The sequence below is a fragment of the Bacillus sp. FSL M7-0307 genome (assembly GCF_038627835.1).
In the GTDB taxonomy this organism is placed as follows: Bacteria; Bacillota; Bacilli; order Bacillales; family Bacillaceae; genus Bacillus; species Bacillus altitudinis.
Genome location: NZ_CP152023.1, coordinates 1,107,568 through 1,124,390, shown reverse-complemented (window position 1 = coordinate 1,124,390; position 16,823 = coordinate 1,107,568). Strand labels below are relative to the sequence as shown.

Annotated in this window: 17 protein-coding genes; 2 read left to right on the top strand and 15 right to left on the bottom strand. The window is 42.0% G+C overall.

Annotated elements, in window-relative coordinates; genetic code table 11:
* Positions 1-11: 11 nt before the first annotated feature.
* The 4 genes from MHI41_RS05625 to MHI41_RS05610 all read right to left on the bottom strand — a co-directional run bounded on the left by MHI41_RS05625 (position 12) and on the right by MHI41_RS05610 (position 4,236).
* The gene (locus MHI41_RS05625) at positions 12-992 is read right to left on the bottom strand and encodes an ABC transporter ATP-binding protein (protein ID WP_216894896.1); all 981 of its coding nucleotides are present in this window, start codon (positions 990-992) and stop codon (positions 12-14) included.
* Positions 993-1,162: 170 nt separating this feature from the next.
* Positions 1,163-1,957 (bottom strand): DUF2268 domain-containing protein, encoded by a 795-nt coding sequence (locus tag MHI41_RS05620; protein WP_342494627.1) that lies wholly within the window; start codon positions 1,955-1,957, stop codon positions 1,163-1,165.
* A 77-nt stretch (positions 1,958-2,034) separates the two neighbouring features.
* The gene (gene fabF / locus MHI41_RS05615; RefSeq protein WP_008348501.1) at positions 2,035-3,276 is read right to left on the bottom strand and encodes a beta-ketoacyl-ACP synthase II; all 1,242 of its coding nucleotides are present in this window, start codon (positions 3,274-3,276) and stop codon (positions 2,035-2,037) included.
* A gap of 21 nt (positions 3,277-3,297) precedes the next feature.
* Entirely contained in the window at positions 3,298-4,236 is a 939-nt protein-coding gene (locus MHI41_RS05610) for a beta-ketoacyl-ACP synthase III (RefSeq protein WP_024720058.1), read from the bottom strand.
* Between the two features lie 169 nt (positions 4,237-4,405).
* On the opposite strand from MHI41_RS05610, the gene MHI41_RS05605 reads away from it, so the two are divergent.
* Complete coding sequence (locus MHI41_RS05605; protein WP_008348506.1) at positions 4,406-4,639, top strand: hypothetical protein; 234 nt, start codon at positions 4,406-4,408, stop codon at positions 4,637-4,639.
* 203 nt (positions 4,640-4,842) lie between these two features.
* Here the strand turns inward: MHI41_RS05605 and MHI41_RS05600 are convergent, their stop codons facing one another.
* The 4 genes from MHI41_RS05600 to MHI41_RS05585 all read right to left on the bottom strand — a co-directional run bounded on the left by MHI41_RS05600 (position 4,843) and on the right by MHI41_RS05585 (position 7,499).
* Entirely contained in the window at positions 4,843-5,040 is a 198-nt protein-coding gene (locus MHI41_RS05600) for a ComZ family protein (protein WP_008348507.1), read from the bottom strand.
* A gap of 11 nt (positions 5,041-5,051) precedes the next feature.
* Positions 5,052-6,017, bottom strand: coding sequence for a BMP family ABC transporter substrate-binding protein (locus MHI41_RS05595; RefSeq protein WP_008348509.1), 966 nt, complete (start codon positions 6,015-6,017; stop codon positions 5,052-5,054).
* A 90-nt stretch (positions 6,018-6,107) separates the two neighbouring features.
* A complete protein-coding gene (locus MHI41_RS05590; RefSeq protein WP_224559526.1) occupies positions 6,108-6,683 on the bottom strand; it encodes a nad binding enzyme in 576 nt (191 codons plus the stop codon).
* Positions 6,684-6,758: 75 nt separating this feature from the next.
* Positions 6,759-7,499, bottom strand: a complete 741-nt coding sequence (locus MHI41_RS05585) for a hypothetical protein (protein ID WP_007499048.1) — start codon at positions 7,497-7,499, stop codon at positions 6,759-6,761.
* Between the two features lie 212 nt (positions 7,500-7,711).
* On the opposite strand from MHI41_RS05585, the gene MHI41_RS05580 reads away from it, so the two are divergent.
* The gene (locus MHI41_RS05580) at positions 7,712-7,906 is read left to right on the top strand and encodes a YjzD family protein (RefSeq protein ID WP_008348514.1); all 195 of its coding nucleotides are present in this window, start codon (positions 7,712-7,714) and stop codon (positions 7,904-7,906) included.
* 119 nt (positions 7,907-8,025) lie between these two features.
* Here the strand turns inward: MHI41_RS05580 and MHI41_RS05575 are convergent, their stop codons facing one another.
* The 7 genes from MHI41_RS05575 to argB all read right to left on the bottom strand — a co-directional run bounded on the left by MHI41_RS05575 (position 8,026) and on the right by argB (position 16,819).
* The gene (locus tag MHI41_RS05575; RefSeq protein ID WP_342494626.1) at positions 8,026-9,291 is read right to left on the bottom strand and encodes an MFS transporter; all 1,266 of its coding nucleotides are present in this window, start codon (positions 9,289-9,291) and stop codon (positions 8,026-8,028) included.
* 169 nt (positions 9,292-9,460) lie between these two features.
* Positions 9,461-9,640, bottom strand: coding sequence for a YjzC family protein (locus MHI41_RS05570; RefSeq protein ID WP_008348517.1), 180 nt, complete (start codon positions 9,638-9,640; stop codon positions 9,461-9,463).
* A 103-nt stretch (positions 9,641-9,743) separates the two neighbouring features.
* Complete coding sequence (argF, locus tag MHI41_RS05565; protein WP_008348520.1) at positions 9,744-10,694, bottom strand: ornithine carbamoyltransferase; 951 nt, start codon at positions 10,692-10,694, stop codon at positions 9,744-9,746.
* Positions 10,691-13,771 carry a carbamoyl phosphate synthase large subunit gene (locus MHI41_RS05560; RefSeq protein ID WP_058214004.1) on the bottom strand — a complete coding sequence of 1,027 codons (3,081 nt, stop codon included), beginning with the start codon at positions 13,769-13,771 and terminating at the stop codon, positions 10,691-10,693. Before MHI41_RS05560 ends, argF begins: the two co-directional genes overlap by 4 nt.
* Entirely contained in the window at positions 13,764-14,825 is a 1,062-nt protein-coding gene (locus tag MHI41_RS05555; protein WP_017360179.1) for a carbamoyl phosphate synthase small subunit, read from the bottom strand. Before MHI41_RS05555 ends, MHI41_RS05560 begins: the two co-directional genes overlap by 8 nt.
* Before the next feature lie 69 nt (positions 14,826-14,894).
* A complete protein-coding gene (locus MHI41_RS05550; protein WP_342494625.1) occupies positions 14,895-16,046 on the bottom strand; it encodes an acetylornithine transaminase in 1,152 nt (383 codons plus the stop codon).
* Entirely contained in the window at positions 16,043-16,819 is a 777-nt protein-coding gene (argB, locus tag MHI41_RS05545; protein ID WP_017360181.1) for an acetylglutamate kinase, read from the bottom strand. Before argB ends, MHI41_RS05550 begins: the two co-directional genes overlap by 4 nt.
* Positions 16,820-16,823: the final 4 nt, after the last annotated feature.

The following is a 16,823-nucleotide window of genomic DNA, read 5'->3' as shown; positions in this document are numbered from 1 at the left end:
TTCAGCAAGTGTCATGTTTGGCTTGCCTCCTCATATAAGAAACACCTGACGCTTCTACCATTTTCAAAGGTTGTCAGTTTGGGCAATTCACCTATGCAGCGTTCCATGGCTTTCGGGCATCTAGGCGCAAAACGGCATCCTGCGGGAAGCTGATCTGGCGCAGGGACATTTCCTTTTATCGCCGTTAATGGCTGAATGTCTCCGTCAATGACCGGAATGGATTCAAGCAGTCCTTCTGTGTATGGGTGAAGCGGCTGATCAAACAACTCTTCAACGGTTCCATTTTCAACAACCTGTCCGCAGTACATGACAATGACACGGTCTGCTACTTCCGACACAACACCTAAATCGTGCGTAATGAGAAGTATAGATGTACCAAAGGTCGAACATAAATCTTTCATTAAGGTCAGCACCTGGGCTTGTATGGTCACATCGAGAGCAGTAGTCGGCTCATCCGCAATGAGGAGCTTCGGATCACAGCTTAGCGCAATGGCGATCATGACTCGTTGACGCATACCGCCGGATAAACGGTGCGGGTAATCTTTGATGATTTGTTCTGGCCTAGAAAAGCCTACAAGCTTTAGCAAGTCAATCGCTTTTTTGGTCGCTTCTTTTTTTGAAAGTTTTTTGTGGTAAATGAGGATTTCTGTTATTTGTTCCCCGATGGTTAAGACGGGATTAAGTGAGGTCATGGGTTCCTGAAAGATCATGGATACATCATTACCGCGAATACTGCACAATTCCTTTTCACTATATGTAACAAGGTCTTTTCCATCAAGCATAATGGAACCATCCATAATCTTCCCACCAGTCCCATTAATCAGACCCATGATGGATAAAGACGTAATACTTTTACCAGACCCAGACTCACCGACTAATGCGACTGTTTCCCCTTTTTTGATACTAAAATCAACGCCATCAACAGCAGGTATTGGTTCCTTTTTTCGAAAAAAATAGGTTTTTAAGTTTTGCACTTCAAGCAGTGTGCTCATGCATTCGCCCCTTTCTCCATAGATCAAATGAACCGAATCGAAAAATTCCGTCTTTTTAGAATAAAAAGAATTATCAAAATTTATATTTGTATATTATTACATCAGCATGACGAAATCAAGAAGTATTTAGTAAAATTGTAATATGTCACTTTTTTTGTGAATGATTGTCTTTATGATTCTATCGCCTTTAAAAACGTTTCCGCTGGCTCCGCAATCATAGACTCCTCGCTGATTCGGTGCTCATCGAAATACTTTTTCACGATATAAAATCCAGTGGCATAGCCAAGCATTTTGGGGTAGTTCCCTTTTCCATAAAGGAGATTCTGTATCAGCCTTTCGTCGTCCTGCACTTTCTGATAAAGGTGACTGGATACCCATTTCTTGTACATGCGCTGCAGCTGCGATTCGTCATATAAAGTCGTCCACTTTGCTGTATAGCTTTCTCCATATCTATGATACACAGCATATTCAGCGAGCCCTTCCATCATGATTGTATCAAGGAATGTAAAATCTTTTTCTTCTTTCGTGAGAAAATGCAACCTGCATACATGGTGATATTCATGCGTCAGCAACGTACCGATTCGCTCCTTCGGTGCATGCGGGGATAAAAAAAGAAAGATTTTGTCATCAAATGCCATGCCGGATTGAAAGTAAAATTGTTCTCTGATCTCTTTGCTGCTCTCATTAACAGGGAAAATAAAGACAGGGACATCAGGACCTCCCCACTTTTTTTGCAACGCTTTGTATTCTTTCATCACAAGCTTGAAATACCCTTTTTCTTTGATCTTGTCGATCATTTCCTGGCAGGCGTTCCATGATCGAACCATTCCGTGATGTTGTAAATGGGCGAGAATAGATGATCCTTCTTTTTTCTCCGCTCCTTTAAAATAAGGGACAAAACGCGCCGCCAGCTCCTGAAATGATGATGATTGTTGGATGAGATATTGTGTATTGATCAGACCCATACCGCTGAACACCTCCATTTTCATCATATGCAAAAAGGCGGCGATCTGTTTATAGATCGCCGCCTTCTTAAGACATATTACGCTTCGTATTTTTTGAAGATAATTGTCGCATTGTGCCCGCCAAAACCAAGTGAGTTGCTCAAAGCAACTTGTACTTCTTTTGAACGTGCTTCATTTGCTACATAATCAAGATCACATTCTTCATCTGGTGTTTCAAGGTTAATCGTTGGCGGAATGACACTGTCTTTAATCGCCAGAACAGAGAAAATCGCTTCTACTCCGCCTGCTGCGCCAAGTAAATGACCTGTCATTGATTTTGTCGAGCTGATCGCAAGCTGATTCGCATGCTCTCCAAACACTTCTTTAATCGCCATTGTTTCAAACTTATCATTATACGGTGTGCTTGTTCCGTGGGCATTGATATAATCAATTTCTTCCACTGTTAAACCTGCATCACGAATGGCTTCTTTCATTGCACGTACGCCGCCTTCTCCGTTTGGAGCAGGTGCTGTGATATGGTATGCATCTCCAGTTGAGCCGTAGCCAACGATTTCTGCATAAATGGTCGCACCACGTTTTAACGCATGCTCTAATTCTTCAAGTACAACAATTCCCGCTCCCTCACCCATGACAAATCCGTCACGGTTTTTATCAAATGGACGACTTGCTGTATCTGGATCAGGATTTGTCGAAAGGGCTTTGTTTGCACAGAAGCCAGCAAACGACATTTTCGTTAACGGTGCTTCTGTTCCACCTGTAATCATCGCATCTGCATCTCCACGCTGAATGACTTTAAAGGCATCACCAATGGAGTTTGTTCCTGTTGCACATGCTGTTACAGTACAAGAGTTAACCCCTTTTGCGCCAAGAGCAATTGAAATTTGGCCTGTTGCCATATCTGGAATCATCATTGGAACGAAGAACGGGCTTACGCGTCTTGCTCCTTTATTCGAATACACTTCGAATTGCTCTTCGAATGTTTCAAGTCCGCCAATACCAGATCCAACCCATACCCCAACACGAGGTGCGTTTTCATCTGTAATTTCGAGGCGTGAATCTTCTAAAGCCTTTTGAGCAGCAACGACTGCATATTGTGTGAAGCGTGCCATCTTTCTCGCTTCTTTTTTCTCCATGTAATCTTCGATGTTAAAATCTTTTAGTTCTGCTGCTACTTTTGCTGTATATTCACTTGAATCAACACGTGTGATCGGGCCAACACCTGATACACCTGCTACAGCATTTTTCCATGTTGTCTCTACATCGTTGCCAAGAGGTGTCAAAGCACCTAATCCTGTAACAACTACTCGTTTCTTATCCATTAATTTGTGCACCCCACTCTTTTATCGGCCCCATCGCATAGCGATTGCGCCCCACGTTAATCCTCCACCAAAACCAACCATTACAATCACATCGCCGTCATGAATTTTTCCGGCTTCGATTTCTTCACATAGTGAAATTGGAATGGATGCTGCTGATGTGTTTCCATATTTATGGACTGTTTTCGACATTTTTTCAACTGGCAGCTCTAAGCGTTCGCGTGCTGCTTCCATAATGCGAATGTTTGCTTGATGCGGAATCAAGAAGTCTACGTCTTCTTTTGATAGTCCAGCTTTTTCTATCACGTTTACGCTTGACTCGCCCATTTGTCTCACAGCAAATTTAAATACTTCTCTTCCATTCATGATTGTATGATCTTTTTCATCTAAGTACAAGTGCTTCCCGCCTCTTCCATCGGCTCCAAGCTCAAATGATAGAATTCCCTTGCCTTCGCTGACTGTTCCTAGTACAGCAGCACCTGCTCCATCTCCAAACAAAACAGCTGTGTTGCGGTCATCCCAGTCGGTAATGCGAGAAAGCTTTTCTACACCAACGACAAGCACATGTTTGTAAGTGCCAGATTCGATAAATTGTTTTCCAGTAACAAGCCCATACATAAAGCCAGCGCATGCAGCGCTAATATCCATTGCACATGCTTTATGTGCACCGAGCTGCTCTTGAATCATACAAGCGACTGTCGGAAATGCTTGATCTGGCGTAACTGTCGCTACAAGAATCATATCAATATCTTCTGCAGCCACATCTGCGTCAGCTAATGCTTTTTTTGCAGCAGCAAGCGCCATATGAGATGTATTGACATCATCAGATGCAATTCTTCTTTCTTCTATACCTGTTCTAGTACGAATCCACTCGTCAGAAGTTTCAACCATTTTTTCTAAATCACGATTTGTTAATACTTTTTCAGGTATATAGCGGCCAAGGCCAATAATTCCAGCATTCATTGAATAAGACTCCTTTTACTCATACGAGCATGTGATATTGTGATCTTATATTAGTATCTGGTACTAATTTTACCTTATTTTTTTCTCCTTGGCAATACAAACGTCTAACCTTTCCTCTCACTTTTTTCATAGATTAATGATATACCAATAGTAGAAAGGAACATGTGATATGGCGCAAAAGGATATTTTCTCAGCAATGATGTTTGGTCAGCCGCTTGAAAAGGAGAAAAGCAAGACAGAAAAAAAGGAGGAGCGTGCAGAGACTTCTTCAAGTGATGACTCCATTGACTACATGCATGTCATGAATCAAATTGGAAACATTATGAACTCCATCGATGAGCTGAAGCCTGTGTTTAAAGATGTCGGCCCTATGATCAGTGCCTTTAAGAAAAAATTATCATAAAAAAAAGCCACTATTCTGTGGCTTTTTTTGATTGTTGACAAAGGGCTAAAATATTTTAGCCCTTTGTCTTCTTCTCAGCGTGATAGAAAACCTTTGCAACCCTAGGAAGGACGAGTACTGGCGCGGAGCGAGTTTCACATTCGTGAGCACCAGCACGCAGGACTGACAAAGAATGCGAGGGTTTGTCTACACGCTGAAAGCCACTATTCTGTGGCTTTTTCTGATGCTGCATCTGCTTTTCCAAGCTCATATGCCTCTTGCATGACAGATGTAAACAAAGAGAGAAGCGGCTGAAGTGCTTGTGGATCAAGCTGAATTCCTGCTTTATCTAATTCTTCTTTTGCTTGTGGAAAATACTTCATCGCAATTTGCAAAAACTCCATCGATTTTTCGTGCTGCATGTTCAACGTCCTCACTTTTCATTTGGCAATTTGCCTGTTTTTTTGTAATTCGCAATATCCTTCTCAATGTCTTTCACAAAAGCGCGGTCTATGGTTGAGCTAAATTTCCCCATTTCGATCACTCCTTCTTTAAAGTCAAAGGAGTACTCACCTTGTTCGTTTAGCTTGCCTTCATTAAACTTCTTCGCAATGATACTGTACGCTTTATCGACATGCTGGACTGTGCTAGTTAACACCGTATGGCTTCCAAGGTTGGATTGATCAGTGACATATCCGATCGCAGATAAATTGTCGTTTTTGATTTGTTCAATGACAGGGATATTATAACCATCACCTGCTGGATACACAACATCTACACCTTGTTTTTTCAATTTTTGATAGAGGTTCACCGCTTTGTCAGCATCATCCCAGTTTTCGACAAATTCCGCTAGGACTTGCACATGTTCGTCCTGATATTTTGCACCTTTGATAAAACCGTCTACTTCACTTTGCCAATCATATGTAGCCAGAATACCAATCTTTTTTGTTTTGGACATATGTGCTGCTGTCATGCCTCCGAAAAAGCCCATTGCTTCTCCTTTAAACGTGACGTTTGTGACATTATCAGCTTGAGGCTTGCCTCCATTGACCGTGATAAATTGTGTTTTCGGATAATCTTCACTGATCAAGTTGAAAATTTCGCTGTATTCATTGCCATGGCCAATAATCAAATTGACTCCTTTTTTATGAAATTCTTCAATGGCATCAACGATTTTCTCCTTGTCGACCATCCCTTCCTTATAATAAACATCTACACCAAATGTTGATTGGATATTTAATAAGCCTTTATAACCTTTCGTTCCCCAAACTTGATCATTAATCGTATCGGGGACGAGTAAACCCACCTTCTCAATATGTCCTTTTAACGGCGCCTGCGAGCAGGCAGATAGCATAAGAAGAAGGAACGAAAAGATCATGACAAGCCGCTGGTACTTCATGCCATGTTCAACTCCCTTTGCAACACGCAGGCATGAACCTGTATGTTAAATATAGGTTTATTTTATACTGAAAAAAGATAAGATGGAAGATCATTCTTGCTTTTTGTCGAAAAATGTTGAGTTTTGTCTTTTCCATTCTGCTATGATTTCTTCTGCTTGTTTGTCACCTGTTTGTCTTTCTACCTTTAATTGATGGATCATTTCCTGCCTTTGATCGGTGCGTGCCCACTTTAAAAGCTCCTTTGCGACATCTTCTACAAAAAATGTGTGATCATCCTTTATTCGTCTCTCTTCATGGAGTGTCCACGGACCAAACATGCGTGGAAGGATAACAGCCGAAACGCTTTGTTCATGCGAATGGCTTTCGGGTTCTTCGTAAAACAAGTGGTATATGCCATGCTTCGCTTCGAGGTCTGTCTCTCTGTTCATTGAATCATCTGATTGAAAAAAGATCAGGTCATATGCCTCTTTCCTATCTTGACCATCAAGAACGCGGACAAGATCATTGCGGCCGAGCCACATCATTCGCTCTTCTAATAACATTTTTTGCTCCTCTGACTGCTCCTTAGGATATGTGATATCCACTTGTATGCCCTCTTTCATCATATATTCACAAAGTGTCAGGCCAAAAAATTCATCTGCACCTATGATCAGTCCTGTTTCCATGTTCATGTCCCCTTTTTTAGCATATCGAATAAAAAGAAGAGCCCTTTCCATGAAGGGCTGTTATCATCCTATTCATTACAATTCTCTTTCATGCGATTTATAAAACTTGTGAATGGACTGAAAGATTCTTCTTGGATGATCAAACATATGCAAGGTAAGGTCCATCTGACAATGGTCTGGATTCATCATATGCTGATCAATAAAAGGCTTTGCGTGTAGTTCATAGGCATACGGTGCGCCGTTTAGTCTCTGCCATATATGAATCGGTACATGAGCTGAATGAACGGGGCAAGAAGGAAGTGGATACGTTTCCGCTTCCTTTGCAGAGCACCCATAGCTCTGTGCGAGTTCTTTCATGAACTGTTTGTAGAAAAATTTGTGTTCCTTTTCTCTTTCTCTTTGTGCTTGCAGGTGTAAACATGGATTCATCATGGCTATAGACCTTAGCACTTCTGGCATTTCTTCGGCAAGACTCATGGCGACAAGTGCTCCCATTCCCTCTGCCAGCACATGAATTTCCCGGTTTAATATTTCTTGTTTTAATGTGTGATGAACAAGCTGTTTCGCACTAAAAACAGCATCTTCACATCCCCAGTGATTCCCATGAAGATGACTATTAAACAATGTATATCCTTCATCCTTTAAAGCAGTTAAAAGCTGGTTTCTTCCGTAATGCTGAAGCCAGAATGATGTATTTTCCTGCACAAAGTGATTTCGGTCACCGAGGATTAGAATGCCAAAGCCATTTGGTTTTTGAGGAAGGTGAATGACGTTCCACTGGGAACCAAGCTGGAAAAAACGTTCGCTTACACCCATATGGCCAGCCTCCTTTCAGTGATTCTGCTTTCTATGATATGAACAACAACTCTTGTAGGAATAAGGAAATCCCCTAAAGACAGAAGAATTCTTTTTATTTTTATAGTAGAAGGTCTCAAAATGGTCACATAAAGGCGGAAAACAGTCTTTTCTCTGAACTCGTATCTATGGTATGATAGTCAATAGATTGTTACATAAAGGACGGTGGAATAATGCATTACATTATCACCCTCATTTGGACTTTTCTGCTGACACATATGGCTGGTTACATCGTTGCATCTATGAATGGAGCTGCTTATGATTTTACGTTAACTTCCATTCTTGCCATAGTGTTTACGGTTATTTTATTCATCTTTGCTGAAGTAAGTCCAATGAAAGAAACAGAAAGTTCAACAGAACATTCTTAATATTGCTGGAAAAGAGCTAATGATTTGAGGTTAGCTCTTTTTCTTTTTTTCAGAATGATGACCAGAAGTTGAGAGGGCACGCTAAAACCCCCTGCCGTCAATTACAGGGGGTTTTTGAGTTACACCTCAACCGTTTCGGACTTCTGTTTGTCTGCTGACAAATGGCTTTTCGCTAGCCCTGTGAACAGGAAGATCGCGATGCCCGATAAAATTTCAAGCACACCACCCCCCGCAATGACAGGTCCTGCTCCAAAGCTTTCTGCCAGGACGCCCGATATGACGGCTGCAAGCGGGAGAAAGACATTTGATGACGCATTGATCACGGCATATACTTGCGGCTGATCTTCTTGGTCAACAGACGTTTGAATAATGACCATCTCTGGGACATTGATTGCACTGACGGCTGCACCAAAAATAAAGGAAGCTAGAAGAACGACTGGAAGCCATGTACTCATTCCAGTGATAAAGAATGCAGCTCCTTCAATCATGCCTGCGACAATAAAGAACAAGCCAAACCTTTTGATTTTCACCTTCGCCAGTGCAAAGCCCATCATAAACGCACCGACTGCGGCGACACCTCTTAAAATGGAATACACCATTGAATCACTTTGCAGCGCTTCTGCTACATATACAGCGGATAATGCCTGCCACGGAGCTGCGGCGACATTCATTAAAATACAATAAAGGGTCAGTGCAAATAAAATATGATGATTTTTAACGACTAGAAAGCCTCTTTTTAAGTTATACAGATATGTATTCTTTGCTTGTTTAATGCCTGCTGCTTTTTCTTCGTCAGACTTCTTCAGTTTAACGCCAATAATAAACATGCCCGATATGATGAATAAAGCAGTGGTGATCAGGAGCGTATCTGCAGGTCCAATTAATTTGACCAAAAGACCAGCGACCATCACCGCAGCAAGTGCGACAATTTCAAAAGATGATTGCAGGATCGCATTTGCTTTTTGAATGAGATGCTTTGGAACAATCTGCGGCAGGATGGCCACAGAAGCCGGGTTATATGCTGCACCTGTTGCCGATTGAATAACCATTAATGAGATCAATAACCATAGAGGCAATATGTGCGAAAAATGCAGTAGTGGAATAATGAGTACAATGGTTGCTCGAATGACATCTGAAGCAAACATCCATTTAGATAAATGATGTCTTTTCATAAGAGGTCCTAGTATTGGGGCCAACAATGATGAAGGAAGAACTGTCACTGCTAGAAGAAGTCCGGTACCGAGCGCTCCATCCCCTCTTAAAATCAATAACCAAAGAACGGATGTAAAAGCAAAACTTTCTCCTGTATTTTTTATGAGTCTTGATATGAACAATGAGGTGAAGCGTTTATTCCAAACACTTTCACTGAGATTCATCTTTTCCATCACACAAATCCTTTCAACCTTATACTATTTTTACATATTTTACCTTAATCTTTCTTTTTTTCATACTATTTATTTGAAAATTGGAACTTAATTGTTTTTTATTATAAAGAAAAAAGAGGCATGACACATGCCTCTAAAGACTTATTCATATGGACTCTTAGTCAATTGCTTACGGCTTTCTTTGGTAAGTCCAAACGCGGTTATGGTTCGAGTTATCCGGAAAGACGTCTCCTGCTTTAAGCTTTATCTTTAAAGGATCTTTCACCATACTACCGGTCTCACCGATTTCGATATAAACACCATTATTAGGTGCCTTATTACCAGATTTAAACTGATGCTGTTGACCCATTTCCATCCTCCTTTCTCGATTGATGTTATTATGTCCCGTCCATTGCCTCTCCAATCCAATATGTAAAAAGTCCCTGCTCAGTCGAGACAGGGACACTTGTGATTTATTTAGGTTGTTGATACATGAGCTCTTTGATTAACGCTTTTTGCACATGCAGGCGATTTTCTGCCTGCTGGAATACTTTAGAGTGTGGTCCATCAATGATATCAGCCGTCACTTCTTCTCCGCGGTGTGCCGGCAGACAATGAAGGAAGATATAATCTGCTGCTGCATGTTGCATGAGTTCCTCATTGACTTGATATTCTTTAAATTCAGCTAGACGTTTCTCTGTTTCAGCTTCCTGCCCCATGCTTGTAAATACGTCTGAATAAATGACATCTGCATCCTGAACAGCAGCTACTGCATCTGTTGTGACGATGACTTCTGCGCCTGATTGTTTTGCAAACTCCCGGGCAGTGTCTGTCACCTCTTGAAGAGGTTCATAGCCTTTTGGTGATGCAACGGCAATGTCACAGCCTAACTGCGCGCAGCCGACCATTAAGGAATGAGCCACATTATTCCCATCACCGATGTACGCCACTTTCACACCTTTTAGTGTGCCTTTCGCTTCTTTAATCGTCAGTAAATCAGCCAGTGCCTGACATGGATGAGAGTAGTCCGTTAGTCCGTTGATCACTGGAATAGAGGCGTATTTTGCAAGTTCTTCTACCTTCTCATGTTCAAAGGTTCGAATCATAATGCCATCTACATACCCAGACAGCACCTGCGCTGTATCACCAATCGTTTCTCCTCTGCCAATTTGCAGATCATTTGAGCTGAGGAAGAGCGCATGTCCGCCTAGCTGCGTCATGCCCGCTTCAAACGAGACACGGGTTCTAGTTGAAGATTTTTCAAAGATCATCGCTAATGTTTTTCCTTTGAATAAATCTTGATATGGATGTTGTTTCATTTCTTCTGCTTTTTCAATTAAGTACGCAATATCATTGATCGAAAAGTCTTTTAACGATAAAAAGTCTTTTCCGTATAATGCCGGTTGCACGTCGACTTGGCTCATGCCGTCACTTCCTTTTTATATAATTCGTGGAGAGATACTGGTGATACATCTCCATCTTTTCCTTGCAGGAACGCTTGCGCTGTTTCATATTCGGTTAGAACTTGAACACCATGTGTGAGTGCTTTTACACGCTGTTCTTTTGCCTCTTCATCATCACCTAAATGAATGTGAAGCGATTTATCGTCTTGTTGCAGCCACGATTCAAAGCTGCCAGTCCAGACGTTAAAGCCTGCTCGTGTAGCTTCATCTATGAGTAATTCACTGCCATGAATATAGAGGGTCCCTTTCTGTTGCCAGATCGGCGCAAACACTTTTTTCAAAGCGCTTTCGACGTTCTTTCCAACACACATTCCTTCACCCGTCGCTTTCATTTCAGGTGTCAGCTTTAAATCGATATCTTGAATGGCATGTGAGGAGAAGACTGGGAATTTAACAGCTGTGCCCCCCTTATTCTTCGTTACAGGATTCAATTCTTCAAGCGTTGCACCAGCTAACAGCTGTGTCGCCATTGGGATCATGTCAACACCCATGACTTTACTTACAACTGGAACAGTCCGGCTTGCCCGAGGATTCACCTCTAATACGAGCGCCTGGTTCCCTTTCATCACAAATTGAATATTCATGATGCCTTTAAAAGCTAATTTCTTTGCGATTTGTTCAGAAGCGTTATACACCTGCTCTTTGATGTCTTCACTAATAGAGACACTTGGCAAGATGGCAAAGCTGTCACCTGAGTGTACGCCCGCTTTTTCAATATGCTCAACGATTGTTGGAATGAATGTCGTCTTTCCGTCTGAAATGAGATCCACTTCCACTTCTTTTCCAGTGACGTACTCATCAATTAAGATCGGATAAGGTAAATGATCTGGCTGATCAAGTATTGCTGCCAATTGAGCTTCTGTATGGACAACGATCATGCCCATTCCCCCAATGACATATGATGGACGAATAAGAACAGGGTACCCGATGCTTGCAGCATGCCCCAGTGCTTCTTCTTTTGAATGAGCTGTATCTCCTTTTGCATGAGGAAGATTCAGTTCATCAAGAAGCTGATAGAATAAATCGCGATCTTCTAATGCATCTAGTGTGTCAAAGGACGTGCCTAACAAGGTAACGCCGGCTTTTTCTAAACCTTCCGCCACATTGATTGCTGTCTGCCCGCCAAATTGAACGATGACAAAATCAATTTGCTCCGCTTCAACTACGTTTAAAATATGTTCCAACGTGATAGGCTCAAAGTATAAACGATCTGCAATCTCATAATCGGTACTAACCGTTTCTGGATTGTTGTTCATCATGATGGTTTCAAATCCAAGCTTTTGTAGAGTAAGAACGCCGTGAACGGCACTATAATCAAACTCAACTCCCTGACCAATTCGAATCGGACCGGAGCCAATGATGAGTGCACGCTGCTTTGTTTTCTCTTGATGCTCTCCATCACTTTTGCCAAAGTACGTTGAATAGAAGTAATTCGTTTTTGCATCGAATTCAGCCGCACATGTATCGACAATTTTAAATGAAGCGGCAATGCCATACTCTTGGCGAAGCTGTCTGATATCTTGTTCACTGCGATCCGTCAGAGAAGCGATTGTTTCATCAAGAAAGCCTTTTTCCTTCACTTTTCTTAAGGTGTCTTTGGATAGCGTCCCCTGATGATTCTTCAATTCTTGTTCGAGTGTGATCATATTCTTGAAAACATGTAAGAAAAACAGATCAATCTTCGTCGTTTCATGAATCGTTTCAACGGTTTCTTGTCTGGAAAGCAGCTCCATGACAGCGAAGAAACGGCGATCGTCCGGTGTTTTGATTAATTCAAATAATTGTTCAGTCGAATGTTCTTTCAGTTCAGGCAAGTGGAAGCCCTTTGTTTTGATTTCAAGTGATGCGACTGCTTTTTGAATGGCAGATTCTAAATTACGGTCAATCGCCATGACTTCACCAGTCGCCTTCATTTTTGTGCCTAATTTCCGGTCTGCCTGTTTAAATTTATCGAACGGCCAGCGCGGGAATTTCACCACGACATAATCGAGTGCCGGTTCAAAGCTAGCATACGTTGTTCCTGTAAGCGGATTTTTCAATTCATCTAGTGTATAACCGACCGCAAGTTTTGCCGCCATTTTGGCAATCGGATAGCCTGTTGCTTTCGATGCAAGAGCAGAAGACCGGCTGACCCGAGGGTTGACCTCAATGACAAAATATTCTTTGCTGAGTGGATCGAGAGCGAATTGGATATTACAGCCGCCAACGACATCAAGCGCTGAAATAATTTTTAAGCTCGCTGAGCGGAGCATTTGATAATCCTGATCCGTTAATGTCTGTGACGGCGCAACGACAATCGAGTCACCTGTATGCACACCAACTGGATCGATATTTTCCATGTTACATACAGTGATACACGTATTTTGACGATCTCTCATGACCTCATACTCGACTTCTTTAAAGCCAGCAATGCTTTTTTCAACTAAGCACTGATGAATCGGACTCGCTAGAAGAGCACCTTCAATCAGCGGTTTAAAAGCCTCTTCAGTTAAAGCGATGCCTCCCCCTTTACCACCAAGTGTGTAGGCTGGTCGAAGAATGACAGGAAAGCCCACTTCTTTTGCAAATTGAAGGGCGTCTTTCGCATTATCCACAATTTCACTTTCTGGTACAGGTTCATTCAAATGCTTCATGAGAGCACGGAATTTCTCACGATCTTCACCGTTTTCAATTGTTTCAACTGACGTTCCGAGCAGTTTTACCCCATGCTTTTTCAGCACACCGGCTTTTTCCAGCTCGACAGCAAGGTTTAAAGCTGTCTGTCCGCCAAGATTGGCTAAAAGACCATCTGGTTTCTCTTTTTCAATGATTCTTGTCACTGAATCAACTGAAAGCGGTTCAAAATAAATTTCATCTGCAAATGACTCGTCTGTCATAATGGTTGCTGGGTTGTTATTCACTAAGATGACATTGTAGCCTTCTTCTTTTAAGGCCATACAACCTTGTGTTCCTGAGTAATCAAATTCTGCTGCCTGACCAATGATGATTGGACCAGACCCGATGACTAGAATGGTTTGTATGCTTTGATCTTTAGGCATGTGCGACTTCTCTCCTTGCTTGTTTCACTTTCTCAATAAAATCATCGAATACCCATTCACTTTCTGCAGGGCCTGGGTGTGCTTCTGGATGAAATTGAACGGACATAATCAGCTTCTCTTTATGAATGAATCCTTCAACAGATCCGTCATTCACGTGGAGGAATTTGACGTCCACTTCTTTGTCATTCATGCTTTTTTCATTGACCACATAGCTATGATTTTGGCTTGTCATAAAGACACGTTTTGATTCTGTATCTTGTACAGGATGATTCGCCCCGCGGTGGCCAAAAGGAAGCTTATACGTATCCCCGCCAAGCGCAAGAGCAATTAATTGATGACCTAAGCAAATGCCTAGTGTCGGGAAGGTCATCATGATGTCATGAATGGTTTTTAAATATGGCTTCATTGTTTTTGGATCTCCAGGTCCATTTGACAAAAGGATCGCATCTGGCTTGATATCAAATACCTTTTCCATTTGTTTGTACGGAATCACTGTGACTTTACAGCCGCGCGCTTCGAGTGAGTCCGCAATTGATTTTTTAAAGCCAAAATCAATGAGCGCTACATGTTCCTCACCGCTGCCTTGTGTGTATACTTCATCTTCTGTGACCTGCTCAACCACATTGTCTTGCTTCATTGCAGGCGGCGTTTCATTTTCGTCTAAACTAAGCACTGCATTCATCGTTCCATTTGCTCGAATGTTCTGCACGACTGCGCGAGTATCTGTATGTGTAAGAAGCGGAATGTTCCACTTCTGTAAATAATCTTTTAAGCTTACGGCTGCAAGGTGATGAGAAAAATGCTCAGCTGCCTCATAGACAACGACCGCTTTTACTTGTGGTTTTTTGCTCTCAAAGTCTTCATGATTGATCCCGTAGTTTCCGATGAGTGGATATGTGAAAACAATGATTTGTCCTTTATAAGAAGGATCTGTGAGCACCTCTTGATAACCTGTCATCCCTGTAAAAAAGACCACTTCACCTGTTATGCCAGCTTCTCCTGTCAGATCTCCTTCAAAAGAGGCTCCATCTTCTAAATTTAAATAACCTTTCATGCTTGTGTCACCCCGTATTGAATAATTAATAATATAAATGCATGTTTATACGTTTTGATACAAAAAAATTTAGACCGTTACTGTTTCATTTGCTAACACTTGAATGACCACTTCTATTGCTTGATCCATTTCAACTTTTTTGACATTCAGTGGAGGTAATAAACGAATGACATTCGGACCAGCCGGAAGCACCAGCAAACCTTGCTCTCGAAGGGCTGTGATGTAATCACCTACTGGCTGGTGACACTCAATCCCTGCCATTAATCCTTTGCCCCGTACTTCTTTCACGATATTCAGCTGTTTGACTTCTTGCAGTCTCTTTAAGAGATACGCACCCTTTTCTTTCACTTCTGAAAGAAAGTCTTCTTTGAATATCACATCAAGAGTTGCGTTCACAGCTGACATAGCGAGCATGTTGCCACCAAATGTTGTGCCATGAGAGCCTGGAGAAAATGCATCCCCTAAAGCTTTTTTCCCTATCACTGCACCGACTGGAAACCCATTTCCTAAACCTTTTGCGGCTGAAATAATATCAGGATCAAGTCCCGATTGCTCATAGGCAAATGCTGTCCCTGTGCGCCCAATACCCGTTTGGATTTCATCTACAATCAGCAGCGCTTGATGTTTTTTGCAAAACGTTTGAACGGCTTCTAGAAATTCAGCTGTAGCTGGATTCACTCCACCTTCACCTTGCACCACTTCCAGCATGACCGCTGCGACATCATCGATTTCACACGCTGTGATCGCTTCAGGGTCATTAAACGGTACATAATGAAAGCCTTCCAGCATCGGTCCAAAACCAGTTTTGATTTTATCTTGACCTGTGGCAGCCATACCAGCATACGTGCGCCCATGGAAAGAGTGCAAAAACGTCACAATATTTGTTTTACCTGTTGCTTTTCGGGCCAATTTGATAGCCCCTTCATTCGCTTCAGCCCCGCTGTTGCAGAAAAATACGAGATCCCCTGAACTGTTTGCTGCCAGCTTTTCCGCTGCTTTTTCTTGCAGTCCATTTTCAAATAGATTTGATACGTGCCAGACCTCGTCAAGCTGCTTCTTGATGGCTTGATTGACCTTTGGATGATTGTGACCTAAATTCGTGACCGCAATGCCTTGTATAAAGTCTAAATATTTTTTCCCAGTTGTATCAACTGCCCAAGAACCTTCTGCCTCTTTAATTTCAACATTCCACCGTCCGTACGTTTGAAAGAGATGACTCACAGGACCGCCTCCTTTTGTTTTACAATTCGAGTTCCTTTAAAGGTATCTCCTGTAAAAATACTGCCTTTTCCATTCACAATCATGACTTCATCCACATCTCCTGATAAAGCACTTAGCGCAGATTGTACTTTTGGAATCATTCCCCCGGAAATAATGCCTTCATCGATGAGCTTGAGAGCTTCTTGTTCGGTGACAACGTCTAACAGCTCTCCATTTTTTAAAATTCCTTCCACATCTGTGACAAACATGAGCTTATCAGCTTTCATAGCTCCTGCGACTGCTGATGCTGCAAGATCAGCATTTACATTTAACGTTTGGCATTCTTCGGTCATAGATAGCGGCGCAATGACGGGAATGAATTGTTTCTCCATTAGTGCTTCTGCCATCTCTGGATTGACTTCTTTGATTTCGCCAACGTACCCATATACATCTTGATCGAGAAAATCGGCGACAAGCATCTGTCCATCTTTACCAGATACACCGACAGATGATATATCATGCTTTGCCAGCTCTGAAACAAAGTATTTATTCACCGTTCCTGAAAGGACCATTTCGGCTACCTCTAACACCGGCTTTGTTGTTTTGCGCTGTCCATCTACAAATTCCGTTTTCACTTCTAATTTTTGCAGCATGCTCGTGATTTCAGGACCTCCGCCATGTACGATAGCCAGTTTAAATCCAGCAGCTTGAAGTGAGCGGACATTTTCATAAAAGGTATCGGAAAGTTCTCGAATGACACTGCCTCCACACTTGAACACGATCGTTTTATCCATGTCT

Excerpts from the sequence above, each read along its gene's own strand:
- MHI41_RS05625 (WP_216894896.1), bottom strand. The coding sequence starts at position 992 with ATGAGCACACTGCTTGAAGTGCAAAACTTAAAAACCTATTTTTTTCGA.
- MHI41_RS05620 (WP_342494627.1), bottom strand. The coding sequence starts at position 1,957 with ATGGGTCTGATCAATACACAATATCTCATCCAACAATCATCATCATTT.
- fabF (WP_008348501.1), bottom strand. The coding sequence starts at position 3,276 with ATGGATAAGAAACGAGTAGTTGTTACAGGATTAGGTGCTTTGACACCT.
- MHI41_RS05610 (WP_024720058.1), bottom strand. The coding sequence starts at position 4,236 with ATGAATGCTGGAATTATTGGCCTTGGCCGCTATATACCTGAAAAAGTA.
- MHI41_RS05605 (WP_008348506.1), top strand. The coding sequence starts at position 4,406 with ATGGCGCAAAAGGATATTTTCTCAGCAATGATGTTTGGTCAGCCGCTT.
- MHI41_RS05600 (WP_008348507.1), bottom strand. The coding sequence starts at position 5,040 with ATGCAGCACGAAAAATCGATGGAGTTTTTGCAAATTGCGATGAAGTAT.
- MHI41_RS05595 (WP_008348509.1), bottom strand. The coding sequence starts at position 6,017 with ATGAAGTACCAGCGGCTTGTCATGATCTTTTCGTTCCTTCTTCTTATG.
- MHI41_RS05590 (WP_224559526.1), bottom strand. The coding sequence starts at position 6,683 with ATGGAAACAGGACTGATCATAGGTGCAGATGAATTTTTTGGCCTGACA.
- MHI41_RS05585 (WP_007499048.1), bottom strand. The coding sequence starts at position 7,499 with ATGGGTGTAAGCGAACGTTTTTTCCAGCTTGGTTCCCAGTGGAACGTC.
- MHI41_RS05580 (WP_008348514.1), top strand. The coding sequence starts at position 7,712 with ATGCATTACATTATCACCCTCATTTGGACTTTTCTGCTGACACATATG.
- MHI41_RS05575 (WP_342494626.1), bottom strand. The coding sequence starts at position 9,291 with ATGGAAAAGATGAATCTCAGTGAAAGTGTTTGGAATAAACGCTTCACC.
- MHI41_RS05570 (WP_008348517.1), bottom strand. The coding sequence starts at position 9,640 with ATGGGTCAACAGCATCAGTTTAAATCTGGTAATAAGGCACCTAATAAT.
- argF (WP_008348520.1), bottom strand. The coding sequence starts at position 10,694 with ATGAGCCAAGTCGACGTGCAACCGGCATTATACGGAAAAGACTTTTTA.
- MHI41_RS05560 (WP_058214004.1), bottom strand. The coding sequence starts at position 13,771 with ATGCCTAAAGATCAAAGCATACAAACCATTCTAGTCATCGGGTCTGGT.
- MHI41_RS05555 (WP_017360179.1), bottom strand. The coding sequence starts at position 14,825 with ATGAAAGGTTATTTAAATTTAGAAGATGGAGCCTCTTTTGAAGGAGAT.
- argB (WP_017360181.1), bottom strand. The coding sequence starts at position 16,819 with ATGGATAAAACGATCGTGTTCAAGTGTGGAGGCAGTGTCATTCGAGAA.